Raw genomic sequence first — 16,847 nt, forward strand, 5'->3', positions numbered from 1 at the left:
CTCTCCCGTGGGAGAGGGCTGGGGTGAGGGCATCAAACTGCGGAGATCTACTGCGCCTGCTGCTTCTTATCGTTCTGATGGTTAACCCATGCGTTAATCACCAGCGTCAGCGCCAGAATACCAAACACAATGCCCAACGAAATCGCGATCGGAATATGGTAGAAATCAACGATCAGCATCTTGATACCGATGAAGACCAGAATCACTGACAGACCATATTTGAGCATGGAGAAGCGCTCAGCCACGCCGGCCAACAGGAAGTACATCGCACGCAAGCCGAGGATCGCAAACAGGTTAGACGTCAGGACGATGAACGGATCGGTGGTCACCGCGAAAATAGCCGGAATACTGTCGACCGCGAAAATCACGTCGCTCAGTTCAACCAGAATCAGCACCAGCAGCAGCGGCGTGGCGAACAGCAGGCCGTTCTTACGCACGAAGAAATGCTCGTTATCAATGGTGTCGGTCATGCGTAGATGACCACGGATCCATTTCACCAACGGCTTCTCGCCAATCCCGGTTTCGTCCTCTTTTGCCAGCGCCATTTTGATACCGGTAAACAGCAGGAATGCGCCAAACACGTACAGCAGCCATTCGAACTGCGTAATCAGCCAGCTACCGGCGAAGATCATGATGGTACGCAGGATGATCGCACCCAGCACACCGTAAACCAGCACCCGGCGCTGAAGGGCAGCAGGAACGGCAAAATAGCTGAACAGCATCAGCCAGACAAAGACGTTATCGACGGCTAAGGCTTTCTCAATCAGATAACCCGTGAGGAATGCGAGCGCCTGAGGGTCGGCTACTGCGCGGCCTTCGGTTGAGGCCAGATACCACCAGAACGCGGCGCAAAACAGCAGAGAGAGGGTGACCCACACCAGCGACCAGGCGGCGGCCTGTTTCATGGTCATGCCATGTGCGCCGCGACGACCCTGTAAAAACAGATCGATCGCCAGCATGATGACCACCACCACTGCGAATCCGCCCCATAACATTGGAGTGCCGACAGAATGCATACTTTTTTCCTTACGCTACGAGCCTATTCCACAAGGCTATTTTGCTTGCCATTTTGAACCTGGGCAGTGCTCGCAATCCTCACGTACTCCGTGTACGTTCCGGTTGCTGCACGCTGTCCGTGTTCAAACTGTCTGCGCCAATAACACCTTCTGGGTAGGCTATAAAAAACAAAAACGGCTAACGTCAGAAGACGATAGCCGTTGCGTTTTTTATGCAGGGACCTCGCCTTCCGGCAAGGTCTCACTTACAACGAAAAGACCACGTTAGTGACTCTTTTTCGTTGCCCGGCGACCGGATGCGGTATTACACGCATCGTAATGACGACCCACCGGCAATGAAGTTACTCCCCTTTGCAGGTAACAAAATATGTCAGCGGACGCGTTTCGTCAATGGCTGACCGAATTCTCTTACACAGCTTTACGCGATGGCTTCAGCGTTCACGCCATCCGCAGGGAAAACCACGCCCGTCTGACGACGGATTTCCGTCTGCAGTTTCGCTGTCGTACGACTTACCGCCAGCCCAGGGTGATTCACTTCGTTATTTTCTACCAGGCGAGCGAAGACCTCTGCCTCATAGAGCATAGTGTTAATATGTTGAGGCTGCGTCAGCTCCTGCGGCTTTCCACCGCGCGGCACAAAGCTCACCTTCTGGCATTCTGAAATTTTTTCGATCACCAACGATCCGGCTTCGCCCTGAATTTCGCTCGGTAGCACGGAATCGCTGACTTTAGAATGCTGTAGCGTCACGCTGAAATCACCGTAATCCATTACCACCACACCGTGCGCATCCACGCCGCTGTCCAGCAGGCTGGCGGTGGCCATCACGCCGTGCGGCTCGCCCCAGAGTGCAACCGCAGAGGCCAGGCAGTAAAAGCCGATATCCATAATCGACCCATTCGAGAACGCCGGATTAAAGGTGTTCGGGTTTTCGCCATCCAGATAGCGCTGATAGCGCGAGGAATACTGGCAGTAGTTAATAAACGCTTTGCGCACCTTGCCAAGCTTTGGCAGCGATTGCTGCAACAGCAGGAAATTCGGCAGGCTGGCGGTTTTGAACGCTTCGAACAACACCACCTGGTTTTCGCGCGCCAGGGCGATAGCGGCTTCCACTTCCTGAATATTCGACGCCAGCGGCTTCTCGCAAATCACATGCTTTTTATGGGCGAGGAACTGCAGGGTCTGTTGCGAATGCAGAGCGTTCGGGCTGGCGATATAGACCGCGTCGATTGCGTCGCTTTGCGCCATGTCGTCGAGCGAGGTAAACAGATGTTCGACGGGATAATCGCTTGCAAAAGACTGCGCCTGTTCAAGACTGCGGGAATAAACGGCGGTGAGTTTGTATTTGCCGGTTTCATGGGCGGCGTCAACGAACTGGCGCGTGATCCAGTTCGTACCAATAACAGCGAAACGTATCATAAACGTTCACGTACTCCGTAGCAGGGAACCTTTTGTCACTGTAGCACGGCATCATGACAAAACCAGTGCGCTAAAACGCATCCCCGTCATTCTTCAAGCTGCAGGTGCGTTGGCTTTCCTCACTCACCTCAGCCACTGACTTTAGTCAGCTCCTGGAATTCGTTGCATCGCCGCGTTACTCGGCCTATGGCCTCGCCCCTTCGGGTTCAGCGCCAGCGCTGCTCAAGGAACAAGTGCCTTGTCCTGCAACTCGAATAATTTAGGGGCAATCCTTTAACGATAAATGCGTTAGCCACAGGCGCGTATCAAACTCAAGCTGGTGGTACTGCGGTTCCATATGGCAGCACAAAGAGTAGAACGCTTTGTCGTGCTCTTTCTCCTTCAGATGTGCCAGCTCATGCACCACGATCATGCGCAAAAACGCTTCCGGCGCGTTGCGAAAAACGGTCGCCACGCGGATTTCGGCTTTGGCCTTCAGCTTGCCGCCCTGGATGCGCGAAATCGAAGTATGTAAACCGAGTGCATTTTTCAACACGTGGATCTTGTTGTCATACATCACTTTATTGATCGGCGGGGCGCTCTTCAGATACCGGTTTTTCATATCCTGCGTATACTGCCAAAGGGCCTTATCGGTCGCGAAATCGTGCGTGCCTGGATAGCGTTTTTCCAGCACCGATCCCAGCTTTTGCTCGGTAATTAACGTGCGGACCTGAGTCAGTAAATTCTCTGGATAGCCCTGGAGATAAGTTAGTTGGTTCATCAAAGCCCCAAATGAAGAGGAAAACGGGTATACTCACGCACCCTTTTCAGGGATACGCCAAATTTTACCATTCAGGAGGGCCGATGAGCCACTTAGACAACGGTTTCCGTTCACTCAACCTTAAACGTTTCCCGGAAACGGACGACGTTAACCCGCTGCAGGCGTGGGAAGCGGCGGATGAATATTTGCTGCAACAGTTGGATGACACCGAAATCAGCGGCCCGGTTCTGGTCCTGAATGATACCTTCGGTGCGCTGGCCTGCGCGCTGGCCGAGCATACGCCTTACAGCATCGGCGATTCCTATCTCAGTGAACTCGCCACCCGCGAGAACCTGCGCCACAACGAGATTGCTGAATCCAGCGTCAAGTTCTTAGACAGCACCGCGGAATATCCGCAGGCGCCGGGCGTCGTGCTGATTAAAATTCCTAAAACGCTGGCCCTGCTGGAACAGCAGCTGCGCGCGCTGCGTCTGGTCGTGACGCCGCAAACGCGCATTATCGCGGGCGCAAAGGCGCGTGATATTCACAACTCCACGCTGGAGCTGTTCGAAAAAATTCTGGGCACCACTACCACGACGCTTGCCTGGAAAAAGGCGCGTCTCATCAACTGTATCTTCACTGAGCCCGCGCTGGTGGACGCACAGCAGATGTTAAGCTGGAAGCTGGAAGGTACCGACTGGACGATTCATAACCACGCAAACGTCTTCTCCCGTACCGGTCTGGACATTGGCGCGCGCTTCTTCCTGGAACATCTGCCGGGCAACCTGGAAGGCGAAATCGTCGATCTCGGCTGCGGTAACGGCGTGGTAGGCCTGACGCTGCTGGAGAAAAACCCGGAGGCGAGTGTCCTCTTTACGGATGAATCGCCAATGGCCGTCGCCTCCAGCCGCCTCAACGTTGAAACCAACATGCCCGAGGCGCTGGATCGCTGCGAGTTTATGATCAACAACGCGCTGTCTGGCGTGGAGCCGTTCCGCTTTAACGCCGTGCTCTGCAACCCGCCGTTCCATCAGCAGCATGCGCTGACGGATAACGTCGCGTGGGAGATGTTCCACCACGCCCGCCGCTGCCTGAAAATCAACGGCGAGCTGTATATCGTGGCGAACCGTCATCTGGACTACTTCCACAAGCTGAAGAAGATCTTCGGAAACTGCACCACCATCGCCACCAACAATAAATTCGTGGTGCTCAAAGCCGTGAAGCTGGGTCGTACCCGCTAAGATTTGGGGGGGGGCGGCCTGATGCCCTCACCCCAGCCCTCTCCCACGGGAGAGGGAGCAAAGATTAAAAACGGTAACTACGGTTACCGTTTTGTTTTTACAGCGTGCAGCCTGATGCCCTCAACGCGGCCCTCTCCCACGGGAGAGGGAGCAAAGATTAAAAATGGTGACTATCGTTGCCGTTTTGCATTCATCTCCAGCGTTATCGGGCAATGCTAAATAGCCAGTGCCAGTTTCGTGCCTTGCGCGATCGCACGTCGGGCATCCAACTCCATCGCCACGTCGCACCCGCCAATTAAATGTACTGCGATTCCGGCTTCGCGTAACGGATCCGCCAGCTCACGACGCGGCTCCTGCCCGGCACACAAAATCACCTGATCCACGCGTAACAGCTGCTGCTCCCCGCCGATCGTTACATGTAATCCGTCGTCATCGATTTTCTGATAGCTCACTGCCGGGATCATCTTCACGCCGCGTGAAAGCAGGGTGGTGCGATGGATCCAGCCGGTGGTTTTGCCCAGCCCTTCGCCCGGTTTGCTGGCTTTGCGCTGTAGCATCACAATCTGGCGCGGGCTTTTTGGCAACTGCGGGCCTTCCGGGCGCAGACCGCCGGACTGATTCAGGCTGGTGTCGATCCCCCATTCCACGCAGAACTCGGCGATATTCTGACTGGTGGCCTCTCCCGGCTGGCTAAGATACATCGCGGTATCAAAGCCGATCCCACCGCAACCGATAATCGCCACCTTTTCGCCCACAGGGACTTTGTCGCGCAAGACGTCGAGATAACTCAGCACCTTAGGATGATCGATGCCCTCGATCTCTGGCGTACGTGGGGCGATCCCGCTGGCTAAGATCACGTCGTCAAATCCCGCCAGATCCGGTGCGGTGACGAAGTGATTGAGGCGCAGTTCCACGCCCGTTAGTGCGATCATTTTCCGGTAATAGCGCAGCGTCTCGTAAAACTCCTCTTTGCCGGGAATCTGTTTGGCGATATTAAACTGTCCGCCGATCTCTGCGGCGGCGTCAAACAGCGTGACCGCATGCCCACGCGACGCGGCATTCACCGCAAAAGCCAGGCCAGCGGGGCCGGCGCCCACTACCGCCAGACGTTTGATTTTCACCGCCGGTACGATTGGCATTTTGGTTTCGTGGCAGGCGCGCGGGTTGACCAGACAAGAGGTCACCTTGCCGACGAAAATCTGATCCAGACAGGCCTGATTACAGCCAATGCAGGTATTGATCTCATCAGCGCGATCGCTTTGCGCTTTGGACAGCAGTTCGGCATCAGCGAGGAAGGGACGCGCCATCGACACCATATCCGCATCGCCATTTGCCAGCACATCGTCTGCGACCTGCGGATCGTTTATGCGGTTGGTCGTCACCAGCGGAATCGACACTTTGCCTTTTAACTTGCGCGTCACCCAGCTAAACGCCGCGCGAGGTACGGCGGTGGCGATGGTAGGAATACGCGCTTCGTGCCAGCCGATGCCGGTATTAATGATCGTTGCCCCCGCCGCTTCGATCGCCTGCGCCAGCTGTACGGTTTCGTCAAACGTGCCGCCGCCTTCCACCAGGTCGATCATCGACAGGCGGAATACGATAATAAAATCTGTTCCGACGCGCGCACGCACGGCACGCACCACGTCGACGGCAAAGCGCATTCGGCGCGCATAATCACCACCCCATTCGTCGTCGCGCTGGTTAGTGCGTGCCGCCAGGAATTCGTTAATCAGATAACCTTCGGACCCCATGATTTCGACGCCGTCATAACCGGCTTCACGCGCCAGCGCGGCGCAGCGGGAAAAATCATCAATCAGTGCGAGAATCTCGTCATGCGTCAGGGCGTGGGGTTTGAAACGGTTGATCGGCGCCTGAATCGCCGACGGTGCCACCAGATGCGGCTGATAGCTATACCGCCCGGTATGCAGGATTTGCAGGGCGATTTTGCCGCCCTCTTTGTGTACCGCGTCCGTCACTATTCGATGCTGCGGCAGCTGGCTGACATCATTCAGCACCGCACCGCCTTCCATTCCGACGCCCGACAGCGCGGGCGCGACGCCACCGGTCACAATCAGTGCCACGCCGTGACGGGCGCGCTCGGCATAAAATGCCGCTAGCCGCTCAGCACCCTCCGGATGTTCTTCCAGACCGGTATGCATTGAGCCCATTAACACGCGGTTTTTGAGCGTAGTAAAGCCCAGATCAAGCGGGGCGAATAACGACGGGTAGCGGCTCATAATCTCTTCCAATGTAAAATTATTGTTATGTGGTCGGATGAGTTACTAATTTAGCCAGTCGCCGGGAAAAGGGAAAAGGGGAGTGTGGTGAATGTGATGAGAGTCAAAGATTGCTGCTGCCGGACGCTCATCCTCTTCCCAAAGGGGCGATGGAATCGTCTTGAGCAGTTTGAGGGGATGAGCGGAAGGGGCGCGGGCAGGTTTGAATCAACGGAGTTACTCACCAGGACTTTCCCTCTCCCGTGGGGAGAGGGAAAGTCCTGGTGCGATATTAAAAGGCTGATTCGATCTGGTCTTCTCCCTCTCCCTTAAGGAGAGGACCGGGGTGAAGGCGCGCGCACCAGCCCAGGCGCTTGCCACATCGACGTGGTCAGGCCGCTGTCAACCAGGCCAAGCTGATCGGCATACACCGCCTGCCATTTTTGCATCATCCCGTCATACAGCTCGCGATGTTCTGGATTCGGCGTAAATTCCCGGCTCCATTTCACCAGCGTCTCACCCGTTGCAGCCATATCGTTATACAGCCCCGCACCCGTTCCCGCCGCTATCGCGCAGCCAAGTGCCGTCGCTTCTTTGACGTCCGGCACGCGCACCGGCAGCCCGGTGACGTCGCTTAAAATCTGGCTCCACAGCGCGCCTTTCGCACCGCCACCGGCGAACACCAGGCTCTCAAACGTCACGCCGGAAAAGCGTGAAATCTGCGCCAAATTGCAGGCTGAAACAATCGCCGCGTTCTCTTCCAGCGCGCGGAACAGCGTCGCTTTGTTGCATTTTTCCGGGTCAATGGAAAGATTGATAAACGACGGCGCGGCGTGATACCACTGCTTGAAATGCATGGCATCAGAAAATATCGGCATCACGCCGTGAGAACCGGCCGGAACACGATTGGCCATCTCCTCAAGCAGAGCATAAGCGTCCATTCCCATGCGCTCGGCAATCAGTTTTTCTTCCGCGCAAAAAGCGTCCCGGAACCAGCGCATCGTCAGCCCGGTAAAGAAACTGATCGACTCCGCCTGCGCCATGCCCGGAATGACGTGTGGATTCACCCGAATATTCATGTCCGGATCGGTACGCACCTGCGGCAGATTCACCACCTGCTGCCAGAACGTCCCGCCGAGAACCGCCGTTTGCCCGGCACGCACAACCCCTAAACCCAGACAGCCCAACTGCACGTCGCCACCGCCCATCACGACGGGCGTCCCTTCGCGCAGGCCGCTTTGTGATGCGGCGGCTTTTGTCACCGCCCCCAGCACGGTGCCCGTCTCTTTAACCGGAGAGAGAATATCGGCGCGCAGCCCGGCCATATCCAGCAGGGCTGGACGCCAGTCGCGGCTAAACAGATCGAGCATGCCAGTGGTGCCCGCATTCGACGGATCCACCGCCAGTTCGCCGGAGAGCTTCGCCGCCAGCCAGTCGCTGATCATGGTGATGGTCGCAGCGTTGCGATAAATATCGGGGCGGTGATGCGCCAGCCACAGCAGGCGCGGCATGGCGCTCAGCGCCAGCGTTTGGCCGGAGACGTCATACACTTCGGATTCAAAGCGGTTGTCGTGAATTTCTTTAAGCTCTGCCACTTCGCGGCTGGCGCGAGCGTCGACGTTGGCGCAGGCCCAGATGGCATCGCCGTTGCGATCGTATAACACGATTCCTTCGCGCATGGAGCAGCAGGCGACGGACTGAATATCAGCGGCATTGAGATGCGCGCGATCCAGCGCCTGGTGAATACACTGACAGGCCAGCCGCCAGTTGGTGTCGAGATCGAACTCCATTGAGCCGGGCACGTTTTCCACGCTCAGGTGTTTCCACTCCGCCTGCCCGACTGAAATCTGATTGCCGTGCAAATCAAACACAACGGCGCGAACGCTTCCCGTCCCTGCATCTAACGCTAAAAGGTAACTCATGAGCTTGCCTCGTGTCAGGCGCAGGGCGACTCTTATCCAGCCAGAGCCAGCACCGCGCGGGCTGTCGTCTCTTCCGTCACCAGGCCATTGATAAGGCGACCTTTCAGTGCGGCATAAATCGCATCTGCTTTTTCTTCCCCTCCCGCCACGCCGACGATGGTGGGCAACTGCGCCAGTTCATCGAGCGTCACGCCGAGTAATTCGTGGTGGATCTCAAGATCAGATACCCGTTCGCCCGCCGCATTCAGGAAATAGCCGAGGATATCGCCCACTGCGCCTTTGCGGGCGTACATCAGCTGTTCGCCTTCGCTGATATAACCGGCGCGTAAAATTGTCGCGTCACGACGCTGATTGACTGAACCAATGCCAACGACGGCGGCATCGGCAGCGGTTGCCGCAAGGATGACGTCCCGCACGCTGGCTTCGCGTTTTAAAATGCCCGCCACTTCTGCGGAAGAAACGCGCAGCGGGGCAGGGATCATGCTGACGCTACAGGCGGCATCAAGCTGGCCGATGCCGGTCATGTATGGCCCCACACCGCCCGAAAGCGTCACCAGCCGCACCTGCTGCGAGCTAATAAATCCGCTTAAGTGCTGAATACAGCTCATGGTGGTTTCACCGAATCCCACGGCCAGCAGTTGCCCCGGTTCCAGCACGCCCATCAACGATTGTGCAGCGCCAATCCCCAGACGTACGTTCATGGGCACGGCATTTAACGCTGGCAGCACGCGAATCAGCTTCAGCCCAAAGCGTTGCTGTAATTCGGTCTCCAGCGCCAGACACCCTTCGTACCGGGAATTTATCTGTACGCGGATGACGCCTGACTGACGCCCTTTTTCCAGCAAGCGCGAGATTTTCAGGCGCGGCAGACCCAGGCGCTCGCCAATATCGTTCTGTGTTAAACCGTCGTGGTAATAACACCAGGCCACGCGTGCCACCAGTTCCTCTTCCGTTAGCGCCAGTCCGGCAAATCGACTCTCTTCGGCAATGCGTTTATCGCTCATAATTGAACTCTTATAAAAATTTAGATCATATGTTCGTGATGACGCGGATTGAAAATGTGAGCCACGCGGCAAAACGGATCTTTTAAAATGTTTTGACCTGAATTGGATCCTAATCAATAAAATTGTGATCCCTGCACGGTTGTAAATATAGTTCACCGTCTACGCTTTTGAACATTATTAAATCAAAAAATCATTTGTTCAATAGCGGAGCGATGATGACAGTACTAATCGAAGCGCACGGCATCCACAAACAGTTCTCCGGTGTTCCGGTGCTAAGGGGCATTGATTTCACGCTGCTTTCCGGCCAGGTGCATGCCCTGATGGGCGGTAACGGCGCCGGAAAATCGACGCTGATGAAAATCATCGCCGGGGTGGAAACGCCCGACAGCGGTGAACTTACTGTCGAAGGCAAACCCTTTGCGCGTCTCAAACCCGGCCTGGCGCATCAGTTAGGCATTTATCTTGTTCCGCAGGAACCGATGCTGTTCCCCAATCTCACCGTGCGCGAAAACATTCTCTTTCGCCTGCCGCGCGGCAACGATCCTGAAAAACGGCTTGCCGATAAACTCCAGCAGTTGCAGTGCCAGCTCAATCTCGATGCCGCCGCCAGCACGCTGGAAGTGGCGGATCAGCAGATGGTGGAAATCCTGCGCGGGCTGATGCGTGACGCGAAGATCCTGATCCTCGACGAACCGACGGCGTCGCTCACGCCGGGCGAAACCGAACGCCTGTTCCGCCAGATCCGCGCATTGCAGGATCTGGGTGTCGGCATCGTTTTTATCTCGCATAAATTGCCGGAAATTCGCCAGCTTGCCAGCCACGTTTCGGTGATGCGCGACGGCGCGGTGGTGCTCAGCGGCGAAACCACGCAGTTTGACGACAAGGCGCTGATTACCGCTATGACCCCCGTCAGCCGCGAACAGGGCTTAAGCGACACGCAAAAGCTGTGGCTGGCGCTGCCGGGTAATCGCCGCACGCAGGCGCAGGATTTCCCGGTGTTACGCGTGGAAGATCTGACGGGCGAAGGGTTTATCGATCTCAGTCTTGAGATCTACGCGGGTGAGATCGTGGGTCTCGCCGGGCTGGTGGGATCCGGGCGGACTGAATTTGCTGAAACGCTGTACGGGCTGCGACCGACGCGCGGTGGACGGATCTGGCTCGAAAATCAAGATATTGGTGGGGATTCGGTGCTGACACGGCTGGAAAAAGGGCTGGTCTATTTGCCGGAGGATCGGCAGGTTTCCGGTTTGTTCCTGGATGCGCCCATTCGCTGGAATACCGTTGCGCTGAACGAACCGTCGCTGTGGCAGCAACGTAAACGCGAAGCGGCGGTGGTCGAGCGCTATCACCGGGCGCTCGGGATCAAACTTAATCATCCGGATCAAATCGTGCGCACACTGTCCGGCGGCAATCAGCAAAAAGTGCTGCTGGCGCGCTGTCTGGAGGCAAATCCACTGCTGCTGATCGTTGATGAGCCGACGCGCGGGGTGGACGTTTCGGCGCGAGCCGACATTTATCAGCTGATCAAAAGCGTGGCGGCACAAAACGTGGCGGTCCTGATGATCTCCAGCGATCTCGACGAATTCCCTGGGCTTGCGGATCGCGTGCTGGTGATGCATCAGGGCATGTTTAGCGGTGAGCTGCCGCGTCATGCCGTGAGTCTGGATCGGATGATGGCGCTGGCCTTTGGAGGGCAATCATGAAGACGTTGCTGAAAAACCGCGAGCTGAGCGCTTTCCTGGCCATTCTGGCGCTGTTTGGTGTGCTGGTGGCCCTTAATCCGGCGTATTTGAGCTTTCAAACGCTGGGAATGATTTTTGCCAGTTCGCAGATTTTAATCCTGCTGGCGCTGGGTGCGACGCTGGTCATGCTCACGCGCAATATCGACGTGTCGGTGGGGTCCACCGTTGGGCTGTGCGCGATTGCCGTTGGGGTGGCCTTGAATAACGGCTACAGCCTGCCGGTGTCGATGCTGTTTGCGCTGGCGATCGGCGCGCTGGCGGGGGCGTTTAACGGCCTGCTGGTGGTCGGTTTACGCATTCCGGCAATTGTCGCCACGCTCGGCACGCTGGGGCTGTATCGCGGTGCGATGCTGTTGTGGACGGGGGGGAAGTGGATCGAGGGGCTGCCGTCTAGCCTGAAATCGCTCTCTGAGCCCGTTGCGCTCGGCGTTTCGCCGCTCGGAATGGCGGTGCTGTTTTTAGTGCTCATCGGCGCATGGACGCTGTCGCGCACGGTTGCTGGCCGCGATTTCTACGCGGTGGGTGACAATCTTGCCGCCGCACGCCAGCTCGGCGTCGCGGTGAATCGCACGCGAATGCTCGCGTTTACGCTCAACGGCATGCTGGCCGCCTGCGCCGGAATTGTCTTTGCCTCGCAAATTGGATTTGTGCCAAATCAGACCGGCAGCGGACTGGAGATGAAAGCCATCGCCGCCTGCGTGCTGGGCGGGATCTCACTCCTCGGCGGGACGGGCACGCTGATTGGCGCATTTCTTGGGGCGTTCTTCCTGACGCAAATCGACACCGTGCTGGTGCTGTTCAGACTCCCGGCCTGGTGGAACGATTTTATTGCCGGACTGGTTCTGCTGGGCGTGCTGGTGCTTGACGGGCGGTTACGCCAGGCGCTGACGCGTCATCAGCGCGCGCTGAAATACAGCCGTTTTCAGCCGGGCAATAAAGGGGGAAAGCACGTTACCCCGTTTCCCAAACGCAAAAAAGAGGTGGCGTAAATGAAGCTTAACTGGGAAACCACGCTGCTGATTTTGCTGGTACTCGAAATCCTGCTCTTCGGGGCGATTAATCCGCGCATGCTGGATATCAACATGCTGCTGTTCAGCACCAGCGACTTTATCTGCATCGGCATTGTTGCGCTGCCGCTGACGCTGGTGATTATCAGTGGTGGGATCGACATTTCGCTCGGCTCGACCATCGGCCTGTGCGCCATCGCGCTGGGCGTCATGATGCAGTTTGGCCTGCCGATGTATTTCGCCGTCCCGCTGACGCTGCTGCTCGGCCTGTTGTGCGGTTTGTTCAACGCCGCCCTGATCCATTACACCGGTATCAGCCCTTTGGTTATCACCCTCGGCACGCTGTATCTCTACGGCGGCGGAGCGTTGCTGCTCTCCGGTTTGGCGGGGGCGACCGGTTACGAGGGCATCGGCGGCTTTCCGGACAGCTTTACCGCTTTCGCCAATCTGACCGTGTTGGGTCTGCCGATCCCGCTGGTGCTGTTTGCGTTCATCACCTTCTTTTTCTGGCTGATCACCCATCGCGGGCGTTTCGGTCGACATCTTTTCCTGATCGGCCAAAACCCACGCGCGGCGCGCTATGCGGCGCTGTCCGTCAACGGCATGCCGTACGCGCTGTATGGCCTGGTAGGCGTGGCGTCGGCCATTGCCGCGCTGGTGATGGTCTCTTATTTCGGCTCGGCGCGTTCCGATTTAGGACGCGACCTGCTGATGCCTGCGCTCACGGCGGCCGTGCTTGGCGGCGCGAATATTTATGGTGGTTCAGGTTCGGTTATCGGTACTGCGCTGGCGGCGTTGCTGGTGGGGTATCTGCAGCAAGGTTTACAGATGGTCGGCATCCCTAACCAGGTGTCGAGCGCGCTGTCAGGGGCGCTGTTGGTTGTGGTGGTCATGGGACGTTCGCTGAGCTTGCACCGTGAATGGGTGCGTAATTTCTTCACAAAACATACCCGGAGCTTGAGATGAAAACAAAACTGTTAGTCCTGGCGGTAGCGCTCAGCGTGGCGTCGGCACAGGCCGCCGATCGCATCGCCTTTATCCCAAAACTGGTGGGCGTTGGCTTCTTCACCAGCGGCGGAAACGGTGCGAAAGAGGCCGGTAAAGCGTTAGGTGTGGATGTCACTTACGATGGCCCGACCGAGCCGAGCGTCTCCGGGCAGGTGCAGCTGATCAACAACTTCGTCAACCAGGGCTTTAACGCGATTATTGTGTCCGCCGTGTCGCCAGACGGGCTGTGTCCGGCGCTGAAGCGCGCGATGCAGCGCGGCGTCAAAGTGCTGACCTGGGATTCTGATACCAAACCCGAATGCCGCAGCATCTACATCAACCAGGGCACGCCGGAACAGCTTGGCGGTTTGCTGGTCGATATGGCGTCGAAACAGGTGACGAAACCCGCTGCAAAAGTGGCGTTTTTCTACTCCAGCCCGACCGTGACCGACCAGAACCAGTGGGTGAAAGAGGCGAAGGCCAAAATCGAGAAAGACCATCCGCAGTGGCAGGTAGTGACCACACAGTTTGGCTATAACGACGCCACCAAATCTCTGCAAACCGCTGAGGGGATTTTGAAGGCCTACCCGGATTTGGATGCGATTATCGCGCCGGACGCCAACGCGCTGCCAGCCGCTGCGCAGGCGACGGAAAACCTTAAACGCGAAGGTGTTGCGATTGTCGGATTCAGCACGCCTAACGTGATGCGCCCTTACGTTGAGCGCGGCACGGTGAAAGCCTTTGGCCTGTGGGATGTGGTGCAACAGGGCAAAATTGCGGTCAATGTCGCCGATCATTTGCTGAAAAAGGGCGATCTTAACCCAGGCGATAGCGTGGACGTTAAAGGTATTGGTGTGCTGAAGGTCGAGCCAAACAGCGTGCAGGGCTATCAGTATGAAGCGAAGGGTAACGGCATCGTGCTGCTGCCGGAGCGCGTGGTGTTCACCAAAGAGAATATCGACAAATACGACTTCTGACGGGGGGAAGAAATGGCTGATTTAGATGACATCAAAGACGGCAAAGATTTTGGTATCGGCACGCCGCAACAGAACGTGCCGTTCACCCTGAAGGGCTGCGGTGCGCTGGACTGGGGCATGCAGTCCAGGCTCGCGCGTATCTTTAACCCAACAAGCAACCGTACGGTGATGCTGGCCTTTGATCATGGCTATTTTCAGGGACCGACCACCGGGCTTGAGCGTATCGATCTGTCGATCGCGCCGTTATTCGCCGAAACCGATGTGCTGATGTGTACGCGCGGGATTTTGCGCAGCACTGTGCCGCCCGCCACCAATAAACCGGTGGTGCTGCGCGCATCGGGCGGTAACTCGATTTTGGGCGAGCTGTCGAACGAATGCGTGGCAGTGGCGATGGAAGATGCGCTGCGCCTGAACGTCTGCGCGGTGGCGGCGCAGGTGTATATCGGCAGCGAATTTGAGCATCAGTCGATCAACAACATAATCAAGCTGGTCGATGCAGGTAATCGCTACGGCATCCCGACGCTGGCCGTGACCGGCGTGGGCAAAGAGATGGCACGCGACGCGCGCTATTTCTCGCTCGCCAGCCGCATCGCCGCTGAGATGGGTGCCCAGATCGTTAAAACCTATTTCGTGGAAGAGGGGTTTGAAAAAGTCGCCGCCAGCTGTCCGGTGCCGATTGTCATCGCCGGGGGCAAAAAGTTACCGGAACACGAAGCGCTGGAGATGTGCTTCCGCGCCATCGATCAGGGTGCATCCGGCGTCGATATGGGACGCAATATTTTCCAGTCCAGCGCGCCGCTGGCGATGCTGAAGGCGGTCAAGAAAGTGGTTCACGAGAACATGAGCGCCCGCGAGGCATTCCAGTTCTGGCAGGAAGAAAAACAGGGAGAAGGGCAATGAACGTGACGCTAGTGGAGATCAACATTAAGCCGGAGCGCGTGGATGAGTTTCTGGACGTATTCCGCGCCAATCATGAAGGCGCGATTCAGGAGCCGGGAAATCTACGCTTTGATGTCCTGCAGGACCCGCGCGTGAAAACGCGATTCTTTATCTACGAAGCCTACAAAGATGCAGAGGCGGTGATGGCACATAAAAAAACGCCGCACTATCTGGCCTGCGTGGATAAGCTCGAAGAATTGATGTCGGAGCCGCGCAAGAAGCGCAGTTTTGTGGGGCTGATGCCGGAATAAAAATAGCCGGGCAGGCTGCGTGCCGCCCGGACATTTTTCAAAGGGTAATAATTTCACTGTGTGCCACGGCGCCAGGCATGAGCTGTTGCAGGTGACTGATTAACTCTTCACCTGCCGCTTCCAGTGCTTCATAAGGCATCGCGGGCAGGCTTTCAAGAATAAACCACATCGTTTTGGCCTGACTATCCAGACGTGTTCTCACGCCCTGTCGCCAGTTCCAGCGGCGACAGGTTACGCCGATGTCATCGCGCCAGATAACCTCTCCCGAATCCGGGTATTCGACAATCGGCTGACCCTCTTTCAGGGTATCGAACGGCTCGCTGCCGTCGGCAATCGTCAGGCGAGGCACGCCTGAATACGCTGCGAAATTTTCGCCACCCACCGGGATGGCGTAGCGAACGCTGATGGCATTGTAGATATCGACGATCGGATCCAGAGAGGGCAATTCGCCCTCTTTCAGCACGCGCTTACGCAGGGCGTTAGCTGAGCAAGGTGTACGTTTAGGCTTTGCCCCAAAGGCTATAAAGACGTCGTCCCAGGCGGTGAGATGCGCACTAGCCCAGGCGACATCATCGTTTAAAACCTGCTGACAGGCGCGCGCTAACGCTGCGGGCGCGACGTCGGGATGAAGAATAGGCGCAGCCTCAACCATGATGCTCAGGGCGCGGAACCCTGGCGCGATTGACGCAAGACGAGGTTCTATTGACGGCGTGACAAGAGACATAAATAATCCTGTAATGACTGTTTTATACTATGGTAGTGACCAATGACTGAAAAAGTCAATATAATGACCGAATCGGGTGCTGATATCGCCCAAGTGAGTTTGGCTGTCGCCAGCCGTATCCGCAGCTGGCGTAAAGACAAAAAGTTGTCACTGGACGAGCTATCCCGCCGCGCCAGCGTCAGCAAAGGGATGTTAGTGGAGATCGAAAAAGGGGCTGCCAATCCCAGCATTGCGATCCTCTGTAAGCTGGCGGCGGCGCTTGGCGTGTCGGTGGCTGACATTGTGAATGTGTCCAGCGAACCGCTGGTGCATCTTATCGAGGAAACGGCTATTCCCGTGTTGTGGCAGGGGGAGCAGGGCGGCAGTGCGAAACTGCTGGCGGGAACGGCGGGGCCTGACATGATTGAGCTATGGTGTTGGGAGATGTATCCGGGGGAACGTTTTCACTCATCCGGACATCCAGCCGGAACGGTCGAGTTGCTGCATGTGAATGACGGTGAATTGACGCTCACGGTGGGCGAAACGGTGACGACAATCACGGCTGGCGCATCGGCAGTGGCCAAAACGGAGTCGGCGCACAGCTACGGCAATCAAGGGAAAAGCGTGTTGCGCTTTACCATGACCGTCGCGGAGTATCATCGCTAAGAAACCCCCTCTCAGGACCG

At 57.0% G+C, this 16,847-nt stretch carries 15 protein-coding genes; 8 read left to right on the plus strand and 7 right to left on the minus strand.

The genetic code is table 11. The features are described 5' to 3' along the window. Window positions 1-47: 47 nt before the first annotated feature. From AC0LWE_RS08600 to AC0LWE_RS08610, 3 genes are all read right to left on the minus strand, one after another. Window positions 48-1,016: a TerC family protein gene (locus AC0LWE_RS08600; protein ID WP_015960527.1), complete on the minus strand. Its 969-nt coding sequence runs from the start codon at window positions 1,014-1,016 to the stop codon at window positions 48-50. A 418-nt stretch (window positions 1,017-1,434) separates the two neighbouring features. Beyond that, on the minus strand, window positions 1,435-2,433 hold the full coding sequence (locus AC0LWE_RS08605) for a Gfo/Idh/MocA family protein (RefSeq protein ID WP_131486370.1): 999 nt from the start codon (window positions 2,431-2,433) through the stop codon (window positions 1,435-1,437). A 259-nt stretch (window positions 2,434-2,692) separates the two neighbouring features. After that, window positions 2,693-3,193, minus strand: coding sequence for a YgjP-like metallopeptidase domain-containing protein (locus tag AC0LWE_RS08610; protein WP_216980903.1), 501 nt, complete (start codon window positions 3,191-3,193; stop codon window positions 2,693-2,695). 83 nt (window positions 3,194-3,276) lie between these two features. Between AC0LWE_RS08610 and rlmG the strand changes: the two genes are divergently transcribed. Next, window positions 3,277-4,413, plus strand: a complete 1,137-nt coding sequence (rlmG, locus tag AC0LWE_RS08615; protein WP_059177407.1) for a 23S rRNA (guanine(1835)-N(2))-methyltransferase RlmG — start codon at window positions 3,277-3,279, stop codon at window positions 4,411-4,413. 215 nt (window positions 4,414-4,628) lie between these two features. Here rlmG and AC0LWE_RS08620 read toward each other — a convergent pair whose 3' ends face one another. The 3 genes from AC0LWE_RS08620 to lsrR all read right to left on the minus strand — a co-directional run bounded on the left by AC0LWE_RS08620 (window position 4,629) and on the right by lsrR (window position 9,555). Beyond that, a complete protein-coding gene (locus AC0LWE_RS08620) occupies window positions 4,629-6,650 on the minus strand; it encodes an NADPH-dependent 2,4-dienoyl-CoA reductase (protein ID WP_219347353.1) in 2,022 nt (673 codons plus the stop codon). Window positions 6,651-6,958: 308 nt separating this feature from the next. Continuing rightward, window positions 6,959-8,551, minus strand: a complete 1,593-nt coding sequence (gene lsrK, locus AC0LWE_RS08625) for an autoinducer-2 kinase (RefSeq protein ID WP_219347354.1) — start codon at window positions 8,549-8,551, stop codon at window positions 6,959-6,961. Between the two features lie 32 nt (window positions 8,552-8,583). Next, entirely contained in the window at window positions 8,584-9,555 is a 972-nt protein-coding gene (gene lsrR, locus AC0LWE_RS08630; RefSeq protein ID WP_202667776.1) for a transcriptional regulator LsrR, read from the minus strand. 215 nt (window positions 9,556-9,770) lie between these two features. Here lsrR and lsrA point away from each other — a divergent pair, with 215 nt between their 5' ends. The 6 genes from lsrA to lsrG are packed head-to-tail and all read left to right on the plus strand — an operon-like array spanning window position 9,771 to window position 15,458. Further along, a complete protein-coding gene (gene lsrA / locus AC0LWE_RS08635; protein WP_219347676.1) occupies window positions 9,771-11,258 on the plus strand; it encodes an autoinducer 2 ABC transporter ATP-binding protein LsrA in 1,488 nt (495 codons plus the stop codon). Next, a complete protein-coding gene (gene lsrC, locus AC0LWE_RS08640; protein ID WP_059177412.1) occupies window positions 11,255-12,286 on the plus strand; it encodes an autoinducer 2 ABC transporter permease LsrC in 1,032 nt (343 codons plus the stop codon). The genes lsrA and lsrC overlap by 4 nt, the downstream gene beginning before the upstream one ends. After that, window positions 12,287-13,270 (plus strand): autoinducer 2 ABC transporter permease LsrD, encoded by a 984-nt coding sequence (gene lsrD, locus AC0LWE_RS08645; protein WP_202667774.1) that lies wholly within the window; start codon window positions 12,287-12,289, stop codon window positions 13,268-13,270. Continuing rightward, window positions 13,267-14,268, plus strand: a complete 1,002-nt coding sequence (lsrB, locus tag AC0LWE_RS08650) for an autoinducer 2 ABC transporter substrate-binding protein LsrB (protein WP_131486363.1) — start codon at window positions 13,267-13,269, stop codon at window positions 14,266-14,268. The genes lsrD and lsrB overlap by 4 nt, the downstream gene beginning before the upstream one ends. Before the next feature lie 12 nt (window positions 14,269-14,280). Continuing rightward, window positions 14,281-15,168, plus strand: coding sequence for a 3-hydroxy-5-phosphonooxypentane-2,4-dione thiolase (gene lsrF / locus AC0LWE_RS08655; protein ID WP_131486362.1), 888 nt, complete (start codon window positions 14,281-14,283; stop codon window positions 15,166-15,168). After that, a complete protein-coding gene (gene lsrG / locus AC0LWE_RS08660) occupies window positions 15,165-15,458 on the plus strand; it encodes a (4S)-4-hydroxy-5-phosphonooxypentane-2,3-dione isomerase (protein ID WP_219347355.1) in 294 nt (97 codons plus the stop codon). Before lsrF ends, lsrG begins: the two co-directional genes overlap by 4 nt. A 37-nt stretch (window positions 15,459-15,495) precedes the next feature. Here the strand turns inward: lsrG and AC0LWE_RS08665 are convergent, their stop codons facing one another. Further along, window positions 15,496-16,182 (minus strand): B3/B4 domain-containing protein, encoded by a 687-nt coding sequence (locus AC0LWE_RS08665; protein WP_219347356.1) that lies wholly within the window; start codon window positions 16,180-16,182, stop codon window positions 15,496-15,498. A 42-nt stretch (window positions 16,183-16,224) separates the two neighbouring features. Here AC0LWE_RS08665 and AC0LWE_RS08670 point away from each other — a divergent pair, with 42 nt between their 5' ends. After that, window positions 16,225-16,827 (plus strand): helix-turn-helix domain-containing protein, encoded by a 603-nt coding sequence (locus AC0LWE_RS08670; protein WP_219347357.1) that lies wholly within the window; start codon window positions 16,225-16,227, stop codon window positions 16,825-16,827. Window positions 16,828-16,847: the final 20 nt, after the last annotated feature.

It is taken from the genome of Lelliottia sp. RD5 (assembly GCF_056032945.1).